Origin of the sequence: Orbus hercynius, from assembly GCF_003634275.1 — a bacterium.
In the GTDB taxonomy this organism is placed as follows: Bacteria; Pseudomonadota; Gammaproteobacteria; order Enterobacterales; family Orbaceae; genus Orbus; species Orbus hercynius.
Genome location: NZ_RBWY01000001.1, coordinates 991,942 through 1,008,285 on the forward strand (window position 1 = coordinate 991,942; position 16,344 = coordinate 1,008,285).

The window sequence follows — 16,344 nt, forward strand, 5'->3', positions numbered from 1 at the left end:
ATGCTGCCATCAATAATAAGTGATGGCCAAAAATTTCAGCATGGCCGGCGCTATCTCACAAATTGAAGCAAACTAAATGAAATGCAGAACGTAGGTAAGTTTAATATATTTTGTTAACCTTGATCCTAAGATTAGGTAAAAACGTGGCTATAGTATCAGAAACACTCGCCACGTTTTTAGCATAAAATAGCATGAAACAACAAAATTCGGGGTATTAAAGAGAAAACTAAGCAGATTGATTGATAGTGATTTTGATCGGTTATTTTTTATAATTTTGTAGTAAATTTTGATAGCTATGTGCATGAGTGATAGCAATTGCCAGCGCATCGGCCGCATCGGCTTGTGGGCTCGCTGGTAACTTGAGTAACATTTTAACCATATGCTGAACTTGCTTTTTATCGGCAGCGCCGGTGCCCACCACTGATTGCTTGACTAATCTTGCCGCATACTCAAATACTGGCAACTCTTGATTAACCGCCGCGACGATTGCCGCACCACGTGCTTGACCTAATTTAAGCGCGGAATCAGCATTCTTCGCCATAAAAACTTGTTCTATCGCAAACATATCAGGTTGAAATTGTAAAATAATCTCGCTAACGCCGGCATACACTCGCTTTAAACGCGTTGGCAGATCATCGACGGCGGTGCGAATACACCCACTACCAAGGTAAGTTAACTGACGGCCTGTTTGACGAATTACACCGTAACCCGTCAAACGCGAACCGGGATCGATGCCTAAAATAATAGGCATTATAACGTTGCTGCAACCTCGTCAGAAACTTCACCATTATGGTAAACTTCCTGTACGTCATCACAGTCTTCAAGCATATCGATAAGACGTAATAATTTTGGTGCAGAGTCGATATCTAAATCAACTTTGGTCGCAGGAATCATCGATACTTCAGCCGATTCTGAAACGAGTCCAGCCGCGTCTAAGGCATCTTTCACTTCCCCAAACGATTCTGGCGTAGTAAATACATCAATTGCGCCATCATCATAAGTAACGACATCATCAGCGCCCACTTCTAACGCCGCATCCATAACTTGATCTTCATTCGTCCCCGCAGGGTATGAAATCACGCCTTTTTTGGTAAATAAATAGGATACCGAGCCGTCAGTACCAAGGTTACCACCTGTTTTAGTGAATGCATGACGCACTTCAGATACCGTACGATTACGGTTATCACTTAAGCATTCAACCATAACGGCCGTGCCCGCTGGGCCGTAACCTTCATAAATGATAGTTTCCATGTTGCTATCATCTTCACCGCCCACACCACGAGCGATAGCACGATTCATGGTATCTCGCGTCATATTATTCGATAATGCTTTATCCATTGCCGCACGTAAACGTGGATTTGACGCTGGATCGCCACCACCGATTTTCGCTGCGGTTACTAATTCACGAATAATTTTGGTAAAAATTTTACCGCGTTTAGCATCTTGCGCTGCTTTACGGTGTTTGGTATTGGCCCACTTGCTATGACCTGCCATAAAATTCTCCAGATAAAAAATTGGTTTCAATAAAATCGCTGCATTCTAACAGAGTTTTTTTTAAAATTCATTATAAGTTTATCCACTGCGTTATTTGAGTAATTGCTTGGCTATTATTCCATGAAGGGGTCAGTTGTGCTGCTTGATCAAACGGTAACCAATCAAAGTTTAAATGCTCAGTCAATACTGGCGTAATTTCCTGCGGCAAATTTAAGTAAAACCAATGTTCTTTATTGATCGTCACCCCCGGTGCATAGCGATGACGAAATTGGGCAAAGATCTCAAACTCAACGCTATAACGCGTATCGATGAGCTGATAATGATGCTTAATGATATCAATTCCGGTCTCTTCGTGCACTTCGCGCAGAGCGGTTTGATAAGGGATCTCATTTACTTCTAAACTGCCAGTGACAGACTGCCAGAATGAAGGATCATCCTGGCGCTGCATCATCAAACAACGATGTGTTGTTTGACAGTAAATCACAACTAAGACGGACTCTGGATTTTTATAATTCATCAATATGTCCAAAGCGTAAAATCAATGAGTTAACGCTTTAATAGGCCAGTTATTTTTTGCTTACTTCAATACCAAGTTCAGTTAACGCAGCTGGATTTGCTGGGCTTGGTGCATCAGTTAATAAACACGCAGCCGCTGTTGTTTTAGGGAATGCAATAACATCACGAATATTATCAGTGCCATTGAGTAACATCGCTAAGCGATCTAGCCCAAATGCTAAACCGGCATGAGGAGGCGTGCCATATTTTAATGCATCAAGTAAGAAACCGAATTTCTCACGTTGCTCGTGCTCGCTAATGCCTAAAATAGTAAAGACAGCTTGCTGCATTTCATTACGGTGAATACGCACCGAGCCCCCACCGACTTCATAACCATTAATGACCATATCATAAGCATTAGCAACCGCATTAATCGGATCTTGCTTAAGCTGTTCGGGTGAATAATCTTTTGGAGAAGTAAATGGATGGTGCATTGCACTTAATCCACCATCGGTTTCTTCAAACATAGGGAAATCGATCACCCAAAGTGGCATCCATGACTTTTCATTCGTTAATTGTAAATCTTTACCGACTTTCAGTCTTAACGCGCCTAATGCATCGCTCACCACTTTATAGCTATCGGCACCAAATAATAAAATATCACCATCTTTAGCATTTGCACGCGCAAGCACCGCTTCCATTTGCGCCTCATCAAAGAATTTCGCAATAGGGCTTTGCACACCTTCTAACCCTTTACAGCGATCATTGACTTTAATCCATGCCATGCCTTTGGCGCCATAAACACTGATAAACTGCGTATATTCATCGAGTTGTTTACGTGTTAACGACGCACCACGCGGTACACACAGTAATGCCACGCGGCCTTTAGGATCATTTGCTGGCGCGGAAAAAACATTAAAATTAACAGTTTTAACCAGATCAGCCACATCAATAATTTCAAGTGGATTTCGTAAGTCAGGCTTGTCACTACCAAAACGACGCATTGCCTCAGCAAAGGTCATAATTGGGAACTTGCCCAGATCAATATTGAGAATTTTTTTCCATAAACCGTGAATCATTGTTTCCATAATTTCACGTACTTGCTCAGCGGTCATAAACGAAGTCTCAACATCGATTTGCGTAAATTCAGGCTGGCGATCGGCGCGAAGATCTTCATCGCGGAAACATTTCACAATTTGATAATAACGGTCAAAACCGGACATCATCAGCAGTTGTTTAAAAATCTGTGGTGATTGTGGTAGCGCATAAAATTCGCCTTTATGAACACGGCTTGGCACTAAATAGTCCCTTGCACCTTCTGGCGTTGCTTTAGTCAGCATTGGCGTTTCAATATCTAAAAAGCCATGTTCATTCATAAATGCCCGTACAAATGCTGTAATATTGGCGCGTGTTTTAAAAATTTTCGCCATTTCGGGACGACGTAAATCAATGTAACGGTATTTTAAGCGTTGTTCTTCGGTATTCGTTTGATTAAAATCTAGGGGTAAAACGTCAGAACGATTAAAAATGGTCAGCTCGGTTGCTAACACTTCAACCGCACCAGTAGCCATCTCTTTATTAACCTGACCTTCAGGACGCGCTCTAACCTTGCCTTTAATCTGAATACAAAACTCATTACGCAGTTCAGATGCAAGTTTGAATGCCGCGTCATAATCTGGATCAAAAAAGACTTGTACAATCCCTTCACGATCTCGCATATCAATAAAAATCATACCACCAAGATCACGTCGTTTGTTAACCCATCCACAGAGAGTAACGGTTTGATCAACATGAGCAGCATTTAATTGCCCGCAATAAATTGTTCGCATAAAAGATATCCTGTAAGCCATTTTGCTAAATAGCCGTTATTATAGAGCAATTTCTTTTTGTATAAAAATGATATTCAATCTTTATTTATACCAAAGTAATTATTTTGAGCTATATTCCGCTTAAGTAATCAGAAAAAATTACCATTTTATGCTTTTCTAATATGACAAACGCATAAAAACACTTGAGGAAAAAATAGCAATATATCCAATTATATTGTTATATTTCAGCAAATTAAACTAAACCTCGCCACTAATTTTTCAACATACCCCTTTCCAAAATAGATTTGACCATCTAACTGAAAAATACTAAATTTAAGCTCAATTTACATTATTGAGAAATAACATGAGTAGTAAAAAGCATATTTTTATTTTATTTATTGCGATCATTGTTCTAGCGAGTTTTATTTTATATTATTCCCTTTCTAGTCATACCATGAGTTTACAAGGCGAAGTTGAAGTTAACCGAGTTGATATTGCCGCACGCGTGCAAGGAAGAGCAAGCCAGATCAATTATGATGTCGGTGATAATGTCAGTAAGGGAGATGTATTACTGGTATTAAGTAGCCCATCACTTGTTGCACAACGTGATTATGTTCAATCCCAACTTGATGTTGCCATTGCTAATCGAAATATTGCCTATAGCACTCGTCAAGAAACTATTGATGCCCAAAAAGCCGCATTAGAAAAAGCAGAAGCCGATTTGCTACTTGCACAGCTAAGCTATGAACGTCTAAAAAAATTAGCAGAAAAAAATCTGATCTCTAAACAGCAATTTGATGAATCGAGCAATCAGTTATCGGTTGCTAAGCAAGCACGAGAAGAAGCTAAAGCTAATTATCAATACAGCGTTAATGGGAATAGTGTTGAGTCTAAAGAGCTTGCAGATGCTCAAGTTAAAGAAGCACAAACTGCGTTATCCCAAGTTAATGTTGATCTCAGTGAATTAACGGTTATCTCACCAATTAATGGTCAAATTACAGCAAAAGTCGCCGAAATTGGGCAGCTTTATAGTCCTGGTACGCCCCTGTTTTCAATCATCGACTTAGATGATATGTGGATCACTTTTAATGTCCGTGAGGATCTGCTGCATAATGCTAAGGTGGGCGACATTTACCGTATCACGATTCCGGCTTTAAAAAAACAGATTCAAGTTAGAATTACCGCTATTAATGCGCTTGGCGAATATGCAAATTGGCGCGCAACTAAAGCAACGGGTGATTTTGATTTAAAAACATTTGAAGTAAGGGCAAAACCCACTGAACAAGTGGATGGCTTAAGACCGGGTATGAGTGCAACAATTACATGGAAAGAATAAGCACGAGTGTGATCAAAATAAGGAGATTATGTGAAAGATAATTCAGCTTGTGATTCTTTACCACGTAAGCCTATCATTTTATTTATGATGTTAAGAGAACTGCGTCTAATAAGAAAAATCCCCTCACTGATGATTATGGTTTTTATTTATCCATTTTTAATCGCAGTGACGTTCTTTTCTTTATACCATGCAGGCAGTATTACGCAAGTACCCATTGCTATTGTCGATCAAGATCAGTCAATCTCATCACGTCAGCTAATACAAAGAATTGCCGCAAGTTCTGAAATCGCGGTATCCCAACGTTTTCATGATTTAACCGCAGCAAAACAACATTTATTAAATAATGATATCTATGCCATTGTCATGATTCCGCCAAACTTTGAACAGCGTATGCTTGCCAATAAACAGCCTGAAGTGACGACATTTTACAATAACCAATATATGACTGTCGGCGGTACAGCTAATCGAGCGATTTCAAGTAGCCTAAGCGGTTACATTGCTGAAATCCAATTACAGAAAATTAAACAAAGTAACACGCCAACAGCAATAGGCCAAAACCAGCTTAAGCCTCTCGCGATAGACACCCATCCACTCTTTAATCCAACATTGAGTTTTGTCTATACCCTTGTCAGTGGTGTTTTTCCGGCTGTGCTACAAATTATTATGATGTTTACCATGACGGCAACGATTCATCTGGAAAAACAGTTTCAACCCAATTTAAACTCATTACGCCGAGTAGCCAACAACAATCCCATTCTTTTTTTTATCAATAAGAGTTCACTCTACATTGCTATCTTTATGGTTCCGTTATTGTTTTTAGATTTTATTATGACCTATTACTTTGGACTGCCGATAAATGGCAATATCTTTATGCTAATTATCGGCGATCTTCTTTTTATTATTGCTGCACTAATGATTGGTATGATGTTCGCAATTTTTATGCCAGATAAACTCTCAAACTTCGGGGTGATTGGGGTTTGTTCCGCGCCCGCTTTCGGCTTCACTGGACTGTTTTTCCCTCGTTTAGCAATGAATAGTTTTGCCTACATTTGGGGGAGTCTGTTGCCTGTCACATGGTACATACAACTACGATTAGATCAAACGCTTCGAGGCTTAACCACAACCGATGCGTTTACGCCAATATTTTTTATGTTGTTGCTAACATTCGTACCGCTCTGCCTGATTGGCCTAAATTTTAAGAACAAGACTAAACGAGGAACCATATAATGGGAAAATGCCTTTTAGCCATCATTATTGCAGAGTTTAAAAATATATTTTTAAATAAAAATGTTATTAGCGTTATGATTATTGGCCCACTCGTTTACTGTTTTTTTTACCCGCAGCCTTATGTCAAAGAAGTATTAACGAATGTATCAATTGGGGTATTAGATCAGGATAATTCAACGATGAGTCGAGAATTAATACGTAATGTTAATGCAACTAAAACGGTTAACGTTACAACCATGGTTAATTCGATGTCACAAGCCGAGCATCTGCTTAAAACACGTCAAATAACGGGTATTCTTGTTATTCCTTTACGCTTTGAACAAAAAATATTACGTGGAGAATCATCACCTATCGCATTTTATGGTGATGCCAGTTATATTCTTATTTATAATAATGTTGCTACAACGCTTAGCAGCGTTGTAGCTGCAATGGGTAGTAAAATTTCAGTTGAGCGGCAAATTGTACAAGGGATTGATCCTGCCGTTGCTCAAGGCGGTAGTCAGCCATTTATCACAAATATGATCGGTTTATTTAATCCGCAATCAGGCTATGCAACGTATGTGCTACCTCCCGTTTTTATTCTTATTTTACATCAGTTGCTATTTATTGGCATACTATTAACGACCTTTTCATCAAAAGATAAAACCGCTACGCTATTTGCTTCATTTACCACAGTAACTTCTTCGTGGCTGCAATCCTTGTTATTTATCGTCGGTAAAATTTTCACATTCTTATCGGTTTATTTGGTGATGCTTTCTTTTTATCTTACGATGGTTATCAAGTGGTACGATATTCCCAATCTAGCAGATTATAGTGATATTTTACTGTTTATTTTTATTTTCCTCTGCACAACAATTACCTTTGCAATTGCATTAAGCTCTTTTATGAAACGCGCAGAGGATCCCTTTTTATTAATGGTGCCAATTAGTATTTTGTTATTCTTTTCATCTGGCATATCTTGGCCAAAAGAGTTAATTCCTTCAGCTATCACCTTTATTGCTCATCTATTTCCGGCAGTTCCAAGTATGATAGCCTTTGTAAAAATTGCTGAAATGGGTGCCCCATTAGCTTTAGTTTTACCGGAAATGTATAACTTATTGTTACTCTTTATTATTTATTTTATTATTGCGCTTTACTGTTATCATCGTCAATTTAAGCGTTTACAACATCGCTCTCATCCGTAGTTTGCATAAACGGCTAATCATCACATCAAAGCATGATGGTGATTAGCCGTTTATAGATAATTATCGTAACACCTAACTCACCACATTTTAATTTATAAACATAATTTATCACTTGTCATCTATCCCATTTATGCCTAAGCTTAAATGACCTGTGATATATTTGATAAATAAAACATGAAAGCATTAATCTCAATTGATTACACGAATGATTTTATCGCTAATAATGGCGCACTTACCACCGCCAAAGCTGGGCAAGAAATCGAATCGCAGTTAGTTGCAACAACACGTACATTTATCGAGCAAGGTCATTATGTTGTATTTGCTATTGATTGCCATGATATTAATGACTCTTTTCACCCCGAAAATAAACTCTTTCCACCGCATAATATTATCGGCACTACAGGGCAAGCACTTTATGGCTCATTAGCGACGCTTTATCAACAATATCAATCATCACCTCACATTTATTGGATGAATAAACGCCATTACTCGGCATTTTGTGGTACAGACTTAGATTTACGCCTACGAGAAAGGCAGATTACCGAAATCCATTTAACGGGTGTGTGCACCGATATTTGCATCTTACACACTGCTATAGATGCCTATAATTTAGGTTATCAAATTGTCATTATTAAAAAAGCAGTAGCGAGTTTTGATCCCAATGCCCACCAATGGGCACTGAATCATTTTAAACAAGTACTAGGCGCCAGCGTCTTATAATCAAAATATTATTACGCTGTATCATAGTTTGTGCTTTTAGTAACAAGATCTAACGCAAAATTGTTTTCAAGTGGATTAGCTGTGTGTGTACTTATCGGCCAACAGATCCCTGGAATTGTTGCAGTATATCCGATATTATATGCCATGATTATTAGCGACTAAATAACCAAGTCCATTGACAATAAATGAACGATGTTTGGCGGGCTTATCTGATTTAAAAAAAGGGACCGCTAGGCTAAATTGTCACTCAATGTGCTAATTTTTATGTTAAAATGATCACAATAACATTCAATAAATGTATTGCCTCTATGCACCAACTGACCAACAAAGAACTCCTGCGTTATGACCGCCAAATAACGCTTAAAGGGTTTGATATTGATAAACAAATGATTTTGAAGCACCGTTCAGCCTTAATTATTGGCCTTGGCGGACTAGGTTGCAGTGCATCACTCTATTTAGCCAGTGCTGGAATTGGTCATTTAACTCTCGTTGATTTTGACACGGTTAGTGAATCTAATTTGAATCGGCAGATTCTTTATACGGCTCAGTCGCTGAAACAAAAAAAAGTATTAGCTGCAAAACAAGCCCTATCGCAACACAATCCAGATATACGAATTGATATTATTTCGCAGCAGTTAGATGATAATGCGCTTGCGCATCATATCGCGCAGCACGATATAGTGTTAGATTGTAGCGATAATATTCAAACACGTGAACAGATCAATGCCTGTTGCTATCGTTTGCGTAAACCACTCATCTCTGGCGCAGCAATTCGTATGGAAGGATTATTATCCGTATTTACCTATCAAAAAGATACACCTTGCTACCAATGCTTAAGCCAACTATTTGGCCGGGAAACCTTAACCTGCGTTGAAGCAGGTGTAATGGCGCCTCTCGTCGGTGTAATCGGTTCCTTACAAGCTTTAGAAGCGATTAAGGTGTTAACCCATTATGGACAGCCACTGATTAATCGTTTGTTAATGATTGATATGATGACCATGCAATTTAACGAAGTTAAATTCACTAAATGGGCAAACTGCCCAATCTGCCATGCTCACTAACCTTCAACAAATTGTGCTGGCGCCAATGGAAGGCGTGCTAGATTATCAAGTGCGGCAATTACTGACCGAACTCAATGATATTGATTATTGTGTGACGGAATTTGTACGCGTCACGCATCACAGACTCACTAAGCGAACATTTTACCGGTTATGTCCTGAATTATCCCAACAAGGCAAAACGCTATCAGGCACGCCAGTGCGCGTACAACTGCTGGGGCAATCACCCGAGCTAATGGCGGAAAACGCTGCTTATGCCACTGAGCTCGGTTCTTACGGTATTGATATTAATTGTGGCTGCCCGGCCAAAACCGTGGTTGGCAGCCAAGGCGGCGCGTATTTATTAAAATCACCGGAGTTAATCTATCAAATTGCCCGGCAAGTCAGAGCGGCTATTGCGCCAGAGCAAACGCTATCCATTAAAATTCGGCTTGGCTTTGATGATAAAAGTCGCTGCTTTGAAATTGCCGATGCTGTTGCCCAGGGTGGTGCCAATGAGGTTGTCATTCATGGTCGCACAAAGCAAGATGGCTATCAGCGCGATAAAATTGACTGGCAAACTATTGGTAAAATTAAACAAACATTATCGATTCCCGTCATTGCCAATGGCGAAATCTTCAGTCCACTTGATGCCCAGCATTGCTTAATACAAACTGGCACAAATCGCATCATGTTAGGGCGCGGTATTCTTACCCGCCCTAATTTGGCCAATATGATTCGTCACAATCAGCCACCGCTAGCTTGGCCGGCTGTCTTATCAATATTGCAGCAATATGCGCAATCTACCTCGCCAGAAGAACAGGTGTCATTAAAACCGCTATACCATTCGGCACGAATTAAGCAGTGGTTAAGCTACCTTAAGCAGCATTACCCACAAGCCGTACTCTTGCTTGAACGTGTTCGTAAACTTAAAACACAACAAGAGATGCTTGATAGCTTAACCATGTGCTGATTTTAACGCAACACGGAAAAGCGTTTTGGGCACTCATAGAATTTCATTTCACTAAAATGATAAAGACGATAATACTTATTATGAACATAGACGAATCGAATAACTTTCAAGCGGATAAATTCGTTTTCTAAGAAGTTTTATAATAGTGATGATGAAATAAATCAGTATGCGCACATTGAGCCCTAAACAAAATATAAGCTAATAGCATGATTATTCATGCTTTGGCGTATTCTTACTATATAATTGGTCACCGATAAATTAATAAATATCTTTAATCCGAATAAAAACCAGATAAAAAAGCAAACAAAATACAATTTAACGCACTACACCAACCAAACTTTAGCATAAAAGCAATCAAATAAGGAATAATCATTTTTTTAATGCTAAAAAACCTTGATATAAATCAAAATATATAGAAAAACTTCGATTTACAATGTTTATTCATTTTCTTTAATTAATGATTACGATTACTTAACGGACAAAATAATTAAAAAAGATAATAATACAACTTCAATGATTATTCATTGTTTTCCTATTCCTTATTATTTTGCGAACTCATATTGGGTTCGCTTTTTTTTGTTTAGCTTATTGAACAAATAACCGCAATGACAGGTAAAAAAGTGGATTTTTTAAGTTATCTATGTGGCAGTGAACTACCCGATTGTCTTTTCCGATTAGCTACGCTTTTTCTAAGCTGCCTATGTGGCAGTGAACGCTGATATTCAAAATAGAAATACAAGTATTGTTTTCTAAGCTGCCTATGTGGCAGTGAACCTGTATCACTCTTAAAGTATTTATTTGCTTTTTTTCTAAGCTGCCTATGTGGCAGTGAACATCTACGTTTGTCGCCGACACAATGTTTGATTTTTCTAAGCTGCCTATGTGGCAGTGAACTCGCGGCACAGGAATACGTACTGAATGTTTATTTTCTAAGCTGCCTATGTGGCAGTGAACGAAAATCAATTAAAACGATTGAGTTTAAACAATTTCTAAGCTGCCTATGTGGCAGTGAACCAACACGATCATGAAATTGATTTACTCTTACATTTCTAAGCTGCCTATGTGGCAGTGAACTTAGCTGAACGAAAATAACTTTAGCTTTTTTATTTCTAAGCTGCCTATGTGGCAGTGAACAGCAAGTAGAGATTTATTAGCTACTCAAAACTTTTCTAAGCTGCCTATGTGGCAGTGAACATGTTTCAGCAAACGATGTAGATGTTTCGAAATTTCTAAGCTGCCTATGTGGCAGTGAACGGTAACATAATGTTGTGTAATAACAAGCAAATTTTCTAAGCTGCCTATGTGGCAGTGAACGTAGAAAAATCAAAACTATCGAGTTTAAACAATTTCTAAGCTGCCTATGTGGCAGTGAACCAATAAAATTTTGGACGCTTAGAGCGGATCTATTTCTAAGCTGCCTATGTGGCAGTGAACTTAAGCTAATTAAAACTAAAGCTAAATCATACTTTCTAAGCTGCCTATGTGGCAGTGAACCACTTACAGAAAATTTAGCTTGAGATGTGATATTTCTAAGCTGCCTATGTGGCAGTGAACAAAATAATTCGCTTTTCGGAAAATTAATTAAATTTCTAAGCTGCCTATGTGGCAGTGAACACAATTAATTTTTAGGGGCGCAAGCCCCTTTTTTTCTAAGCTGCCTATGTGGCAGTGAACTAGTATCTCTTATAGTCGACTTAGAGAGAGTTTTTCTAAGCTGCCTATGTGGCAGTGAACTGCTCTCTCGTATCGAGAGCGAAGCGCTTCTATTTCTAAGCTGCCTATGTGGCAGTGAACAAATGTTACTGTTTCGTCTATCATAAACGAATTTTCTAAGCTGCCTATGTGGCAGTGAACGAAAGAGTTGTTAGCTAGCGACGTAAAACAGTTTTCTAAGCTGCCTATGTGGCAGTGAACAAAGTGATATCGCTAATAATAGATTACGCATTTTTCTAAGCTGCCTATGTGGCAGTGAACAACGAAGATGAGATTAACAAGAACGATAATATTTTCTAAGCTGCCTATGTGGCAGTGAACAAAGTGATATCGCTAATAATAGACTACGCCTTTTTCTAAGCTGCCTATGTGGCAGTGAACGTTTACTAAGTCTGACATCAATCAAAAAGTGTTTTTCTAAGCTGCCTATGTGGCAGTGAACCATCAATTCGTGCTGATTTAACTTATCAGCAATTTCTAAGCTGCCTATGTGGCAGTGAACCAAGATCTCGGAGAGAGCGAAAAAGATTTATCTTTCTAAGCTGCCTATGTGGCAGTGAACTGCTTGGAAAAGCTGCCGATTTTATTGTTGACTTTCTAAGCTGCCTATGTGGCAGTGAACATAAGTGCAGAAGTTCTACACTATTCTAAAATTTTCTAAGCTGCCTATGTGGCAGTGAACAAATATTCTGAAAATGATTTTTCTTTTAAAGATTTCTAAGCTGCCTATGTGGCAGTGAACATGTTGCCACTTTCTTTGACACAATAAAATTTTTTCTAAGCTGCCTATGTGGCAGTGAACAACAGAAGACGATATTAAACTTCACAAGCTCTTTTCTAAGCTGCCTATGTGGCAGTGAACCAAGCCGTAACAATTCTTGCATTCTTAATGTTTTTCTAAGCTGCCTATGTGGCAGTGAACTAAAATTGGTGCTGCATTCCATATTCCTCATGTTTCTAAGCTGCCTATGTGGCAGTGAACAATACCCCGAGTTAGCGAAAGTTTTCCCCGCATTTCTAAGCTGCCTATGTGGCAGTGAACTTATCCACTTTGAATCAAACTCAATCACAGCTTTTCTAAGCTGCCTATGTGGCAGTGAACATTCCGGCGTTAAATTTTGGGCTACAGAAATATTTCTAAGCTGCCTATGTGGCAGTGAACACAATCCGAAGACTAGGCTGGTACCGCGGGTCTTTCTAAGCTGCCTATGTGGCAGTGAACGTTGCGAGTAATTTTTGTGTTTCTGCTGTGAGTTTCTAAGCTGCCTATGTGGCAGTGAACACAGAAACGAACAATTTTTATTAATCAGAAATTTTCTAAGCTGCCTATGTGGCAGTGAACTAAGAGATGGGGCTTTATCTGTAGTAAAAGTATTTCTAAGCTGCCTATGTGGCAGTGAACTGTAATCTTAACATAATAAATAAAATAATAACAACGTGTTAATTATCGAATTTTTAAATTACCCATAGTTTACGTGAAAAAAATTAATTAATTGATTTTATTTAATTATTTAAAATAAAAAAAACTTTGGGTAATTTTATTTGTGGGTTTTATTTAAACAGGGTCAGTCAATACGCTATTGATACGGCAATAAATGGTACTACCATAAAATAACTTGATAACAGCGAGTTAATCTTTTTATAACTAAAAATTCACAATTAACATCGCTATTATATTGTATTGATTTTATTCGATTGTTAAAGAACAATAAACTATTTAGACTAAAATTCTGGTACCGAACTATCCGAACTTAATCCATACGTACTAAATTCTTGCTTGCTTGTGTTCTCCGCTGATTTCCTTTCTATAAACAGTTTAAAGTTTGTTTTATCTTGCCCAGCGGATGAGCTTAAACTCATCATTTGAACATAAGGTAAATTGGTCTTGGTAACAACATGGTTATAATTAGCTACTGCGTCGCTATAACTAATGTCACCACGTTTTACTCGATGACGAGCTAGACGTTCTGCACTGGTTTTTACTTGTTTACGCTTGTAAATAACATAGCTATTTACATTATCGGGAACCTGTCGAATCGAAGCAATATGCAGATAATCAGTCAAACGCGCAAGCCACCGCCCCAGATCTAATTTTTGCAAATCCAGCTCAGATGGCGCCAAAAGACGTAACTTTGTGCCTAAAAAACCCACGGACTTTTGTTGATTAAAGCGATACTGCGGGAATGAAACGCCAATATTGACTTTATTGTTATCACCTTTTTGTTCGACTAAGGCCAAATGAAGCTGAGTATAAAGATGTGACCATAACTGATACGGGGAATAATCAGGATTATCCATCAGTGTGAGTTCAATATAATACTTCACGGTATCTCCTTAAATATGAATATCAGTAACATAAGCCAGCCCTTTTTTACCTAAATAAAACGAGGAAACACCCGCATTATCTATTTTTTCATTTAAATCCAGCGCCTGTTCTTTAGAAATATTGAGGTTGATCGTGAGCTTACCATTTGCTTTAGTGAGTATTGATACAACTTCACCCTCGCCTTTTTTTCTCTCTTTGAGTAAATAAGGATTGCCCCAAACTAGTTTTTTAGCACCGGTAGTATAACGAGCCATAAAATCCTTTTTAGTAAAGCCACGTTTCGAAATACCACTTAAACCGCCACTTTTTGTCAGTACATTAGTCAAATCAAACTGTTTAACAAGGCGATCAATTTGTAAATACAAAGCAGACGTATAAAGACTAACCAATGGCAGCTGATTTTTAGCCGTTAAATAATGAATATCAGGAAATGTTTGTTGAAAAATCAGTAATGTTTTTTCAATTTCACCTACCACATCAATCGGTTTTTCTGCACTTAACGACTCTATTTTTTCACAAACAATAATGGGATCTAATTCTCCAGAGAGACTAACTTTCACTGATTCATCGGCAACAAACTGACATAATTCTTCGCGACACATCCATAAAATGCCCCATAGTTGTTGAGAATACTCTGATCGAAACGTCGGATCATTGGCTTTTATCTCACCAGTGAATGAATTTTGATCTTCACTGCCAGAAATATTACGAATGTAAACCATTTCACTGCTATATAGTGCTTCATCAATAATGTCACTTTGCTGTAATATTGGCTCAATATCAGTGAAATAATAATTATCACTACCACGCGATTGATATAATTTTCGCTGATCACCAATTAAACGATTAAGAATCCCCATCACGGTGTCTTTAGTTACGCTACGCTTGATGTAATTTCCTTCTTTTTTTAATTCAGTCATTGACGCAATAAATTTTCGGCCATCCTTAGGCAATAACTCATTATTCGACCCATTCAAAAATGAGTTGCGCCAAGACGCTTCATATTCAATCGTAATTTTCATCACTCACCTCATCACTGAGCTTTAAAATAAAGAGCATAATCATCTTGCGGTTCGGTATTGGCTTGCTCTGGATGGCGTTTAATGCGCATCATTTTGTTACTGTCGTTGTAATCGACCTCTATCGCATCGACACACATATAGCCCTTAGCTTGTTTAATCACTAAGTCTTGTAGCATACTGAGTGTTTCGTGGACTAATATATCAATAGCCGTATTATCTAATAGTATTCCAACTTCCCCTTCCTGAAAGATCGTGCCTTTACGCACATAATTGGCGTGAAAGGTTGCTTGTGGATTTTTAGCTGGATCTAAGCTTTTAATAAAAGAAGCGATCGTTTGTGCAATTTTAGGCCCATCACCTTCTTTGATAACCATCGCGGCACGGTCGAATTTTTTATCCAGCGAAATAAACTGTAGTTGCTCAATACTAATCGAGCCATAAGCAATATACTCAGTATCACCAAATGTCGTTTTCGAAAAAATTGAATTATCACCACGCTTAAATGTTTTAGAGCCATCTGAATTAATAATTTCTGTATTTGAACTTGCATTGGATAACTGTTCAAAATTACCGTTCCCTAACTGTTCAATAAAGTCGGTAATCAGTAAAGGACTCGTTCGTTTACATTGACTAGACGGCACAACATAACCACGAATTAACCCTGTAATTGATGCTAACACATCCAACAAATTTTTATCTTTTGCATAATGCAAATCAAATGATTGATCGCGAAATAGATGATGGCGGATACAGTTTTGACTAATATATAACGGCGTTTCTTTAAAATTAATATCGGTGATTTCTTTACGGTATTTGTACCCAGTTTCCTCTTTAACCTTACCCGATAGATTGCTAAAACCCCGTAATTTAGGTAAGGTATGATTATCAACAGTTTTACCATCATTGCCAGTCAGCGATGTGGGCCCATTCCAGTTAACCACCCCATAACCATAGGCGGTAATTTTAAAATCAACGCTTTTTACACCTGTTATTTTCGACATAGTATTTT

The 16,344-nt window shown here is 38.2% G+C and carries 13 protein-coding genes and 1 CRISPR repeat array; of the genes, 6 read left to right on the forward strand and 7 right to left on the reverse strand.

The features are described 5' to 3' along the window. Positions 1 to 259 precede the first annotated feature (259 nt). The 4 genes from ruvC to aspS form a co-directional block, all read right to left on the reverse strand. On the reverse strand, positions 260 to 751 hold the full coding sequence (gene ruvC / locus DES39_RS04545) for a crossover junction endodeoxyribonuclease RuvC (RefSeq protein WP_121144551.1): 492 nt from the start codon (positions 749 to 751) through the stop codon (positions 260 to 262). Then, a complete protein-coding gene (locus tag DES39_RS04550) occupies positions 751 to 1,494 on the reverse strand; it encodes a YebC/PmpR family DNA-binding transcriptional regulator (RefSeq protein ID WP_121144552.1) in 744 nt (247 codons plus the stop codon). The genes ruvC and DES39_RS04550 overlap by 1 nt, the downstream gene beginning before the upstream one ends. 70 nt (positions 1,495 to 1,564) lie before the next feature. Continuing rightward, a complete protein-coding gene (nudB, locus tag DES39_RS04555; protein WP_121144553.1) occupies positions 1,565 to 2,011 on the reverse strand; it encodes a dihydroneopterin triphosphate diphosphatase in 447 nt (148 codons plus the stop codon). A 49-nt stretch (positions 2,012 to 2,060) separates the two neighbouring features. Next, positions 2,061 to 3,818, reverse strand: a complete 1,758-nt coding sequence (gene aspS / locus DES39_RS04560) for an aspartate--tRNA ligase (protein WP_121144554.1) — start codon at positions 3,816 to 3,818, stop codon at positions 2,061 to 2,063. 343 nt (positions 3,819 to 4,161) lie between these two features. Between aspS and DES39_RS04565 the strand changes: the two genes are divergently transcribed. From DES39_RS04565 to dusC, 6 genes are all read left to right on the forward strand, one after another. Then, positions 4,162 to 5,133 (forward strand): HlyD family secretion protein, encoded by a 972-nt coding sequence (locus DES39_RS04565; protein ID WP_121144555.1) that lies wholly within the window; start codon positions 4,162 to 4,164, stop codon positions 5,131 to 5,133. A 30-nt stretch (positions 5,134 to 5,163) separates the two neighbouring features. After that, positions 5,164 to 6,360 (forward strand): ABC transporter permease, encoded by a 1,197-nt coding sequence (locus DES39_RS04570; protein ID WP_121144556.1) that lies wholly within the window; start codon positions 5,164 to 5,166, stop codon positions 6,358 to 6,360. Next, on the forward strand, positions 6,360 to 7,544 hold the full coding sequence (locus DES39_RS04575; protein WP_121144557.1) for an ABC transporter permease: 1,185 nt from the start codon (positions 6,360 to 6,362) through the stop codon (positions 7,542 to 7,544). Before DES39_RS04570 ends, DES39_RS04575 begins: the two co-directional genes overlap by 1 nt. Before the next feature lie 174 nt (positions 7,545 to 7,718). After that, positions 7,719 to 8,264, forward strand: coding sequence for a cysteine hydrolase family protein (locus DES39_RS04580; protein WP_121144558.1), 546 nt, complete (start codon positions 7,719 to 7,721; stop codon positions 8,262 to 8,264). Positions 8,265 to 8,536: 272 nt separating this feature from the next. Next, positions 8,537 to 9,325 (forward strand): molybdopterin-synthase adenylyltransferase MoeB, encoded by a 789-nt coding sequence (locus DES39_RS04585; RefSeq protein WP_211324617.1) that lies wholly within the window; start codon positions 8,537 to 8,539, stop codon positions 9,323 to 9,325. After that, entirely contained in the window at positions 9,315 to 10,274 is a 960-nt protein-coding gene (gene dusC / locus DES39_RS04590) for a tRNA dihydrouridine(16) synthase DusC (RefSeq protein WP_121144560.1), read from the forward strand. Before DES39_RS04585 ends, dusC begins: the two co-directional genes overlap by 11 nt. Positions 10,275 to 10,900: 626 nt before the next feature. Then, positions 10,901 to 13,389: a CRISPR direct-repeat array (repeat unit 28 nt; unit sequence TTTCTAAGCTGCCTATGTGGCAGTGAAC). Positions 13,390 to 13,709: 320 nt separating this feature from the next. On the opposite strand, the gene cas6f is transcribed toward dusC, so the two are convergent. From cas6f to cas7fv, 3 genes are read right to left on the reverse strand one after another with little or no spacing between them, the layout of a single operon-like run. Next, on the reverse strand, positions 13,710 to 14,312 hold the full coding sequence (gene cas6f, locus DES39_RS04595; protein WP_121144561.1) for a type I-F CRISPR-associated endoribonuclease Cas6/Csy4: 603 nt from the start codon (positions 14,310 to 14,312) through the stop codon (positions 13,710 to 13,712). A gap of 9 nt (positions 14,313 to 14,321) precedes the next feature. Next, positions 14,322 to 15,335 (reverse strand): type I-Fv CRISPR-associated protein Cas5fv, encoded by a 1,014-nt coding sequence (cas5fv, locus tag DES39_RS04600; RefSeq protein WP_121144562.1) that lies wholly within the window; start codon positions 15,333 to 15,335, stop codon positions 14,322 to 14,324. Positions 15,336 to 15,346: 11 nt separating this feature from the next. Then, entirely contained in the window at positions 15,347 to 16,336 is a 990-nt protein-coding gene (cas7fv, locus tag DES39_RS04605; protein WP_121144563.1) for a type I-Fv CRISPR-associated protein Cas7fv, read from the reverse strand. Positions 16,337 to 16,344 lie beyond the last annotated feature (8 nt).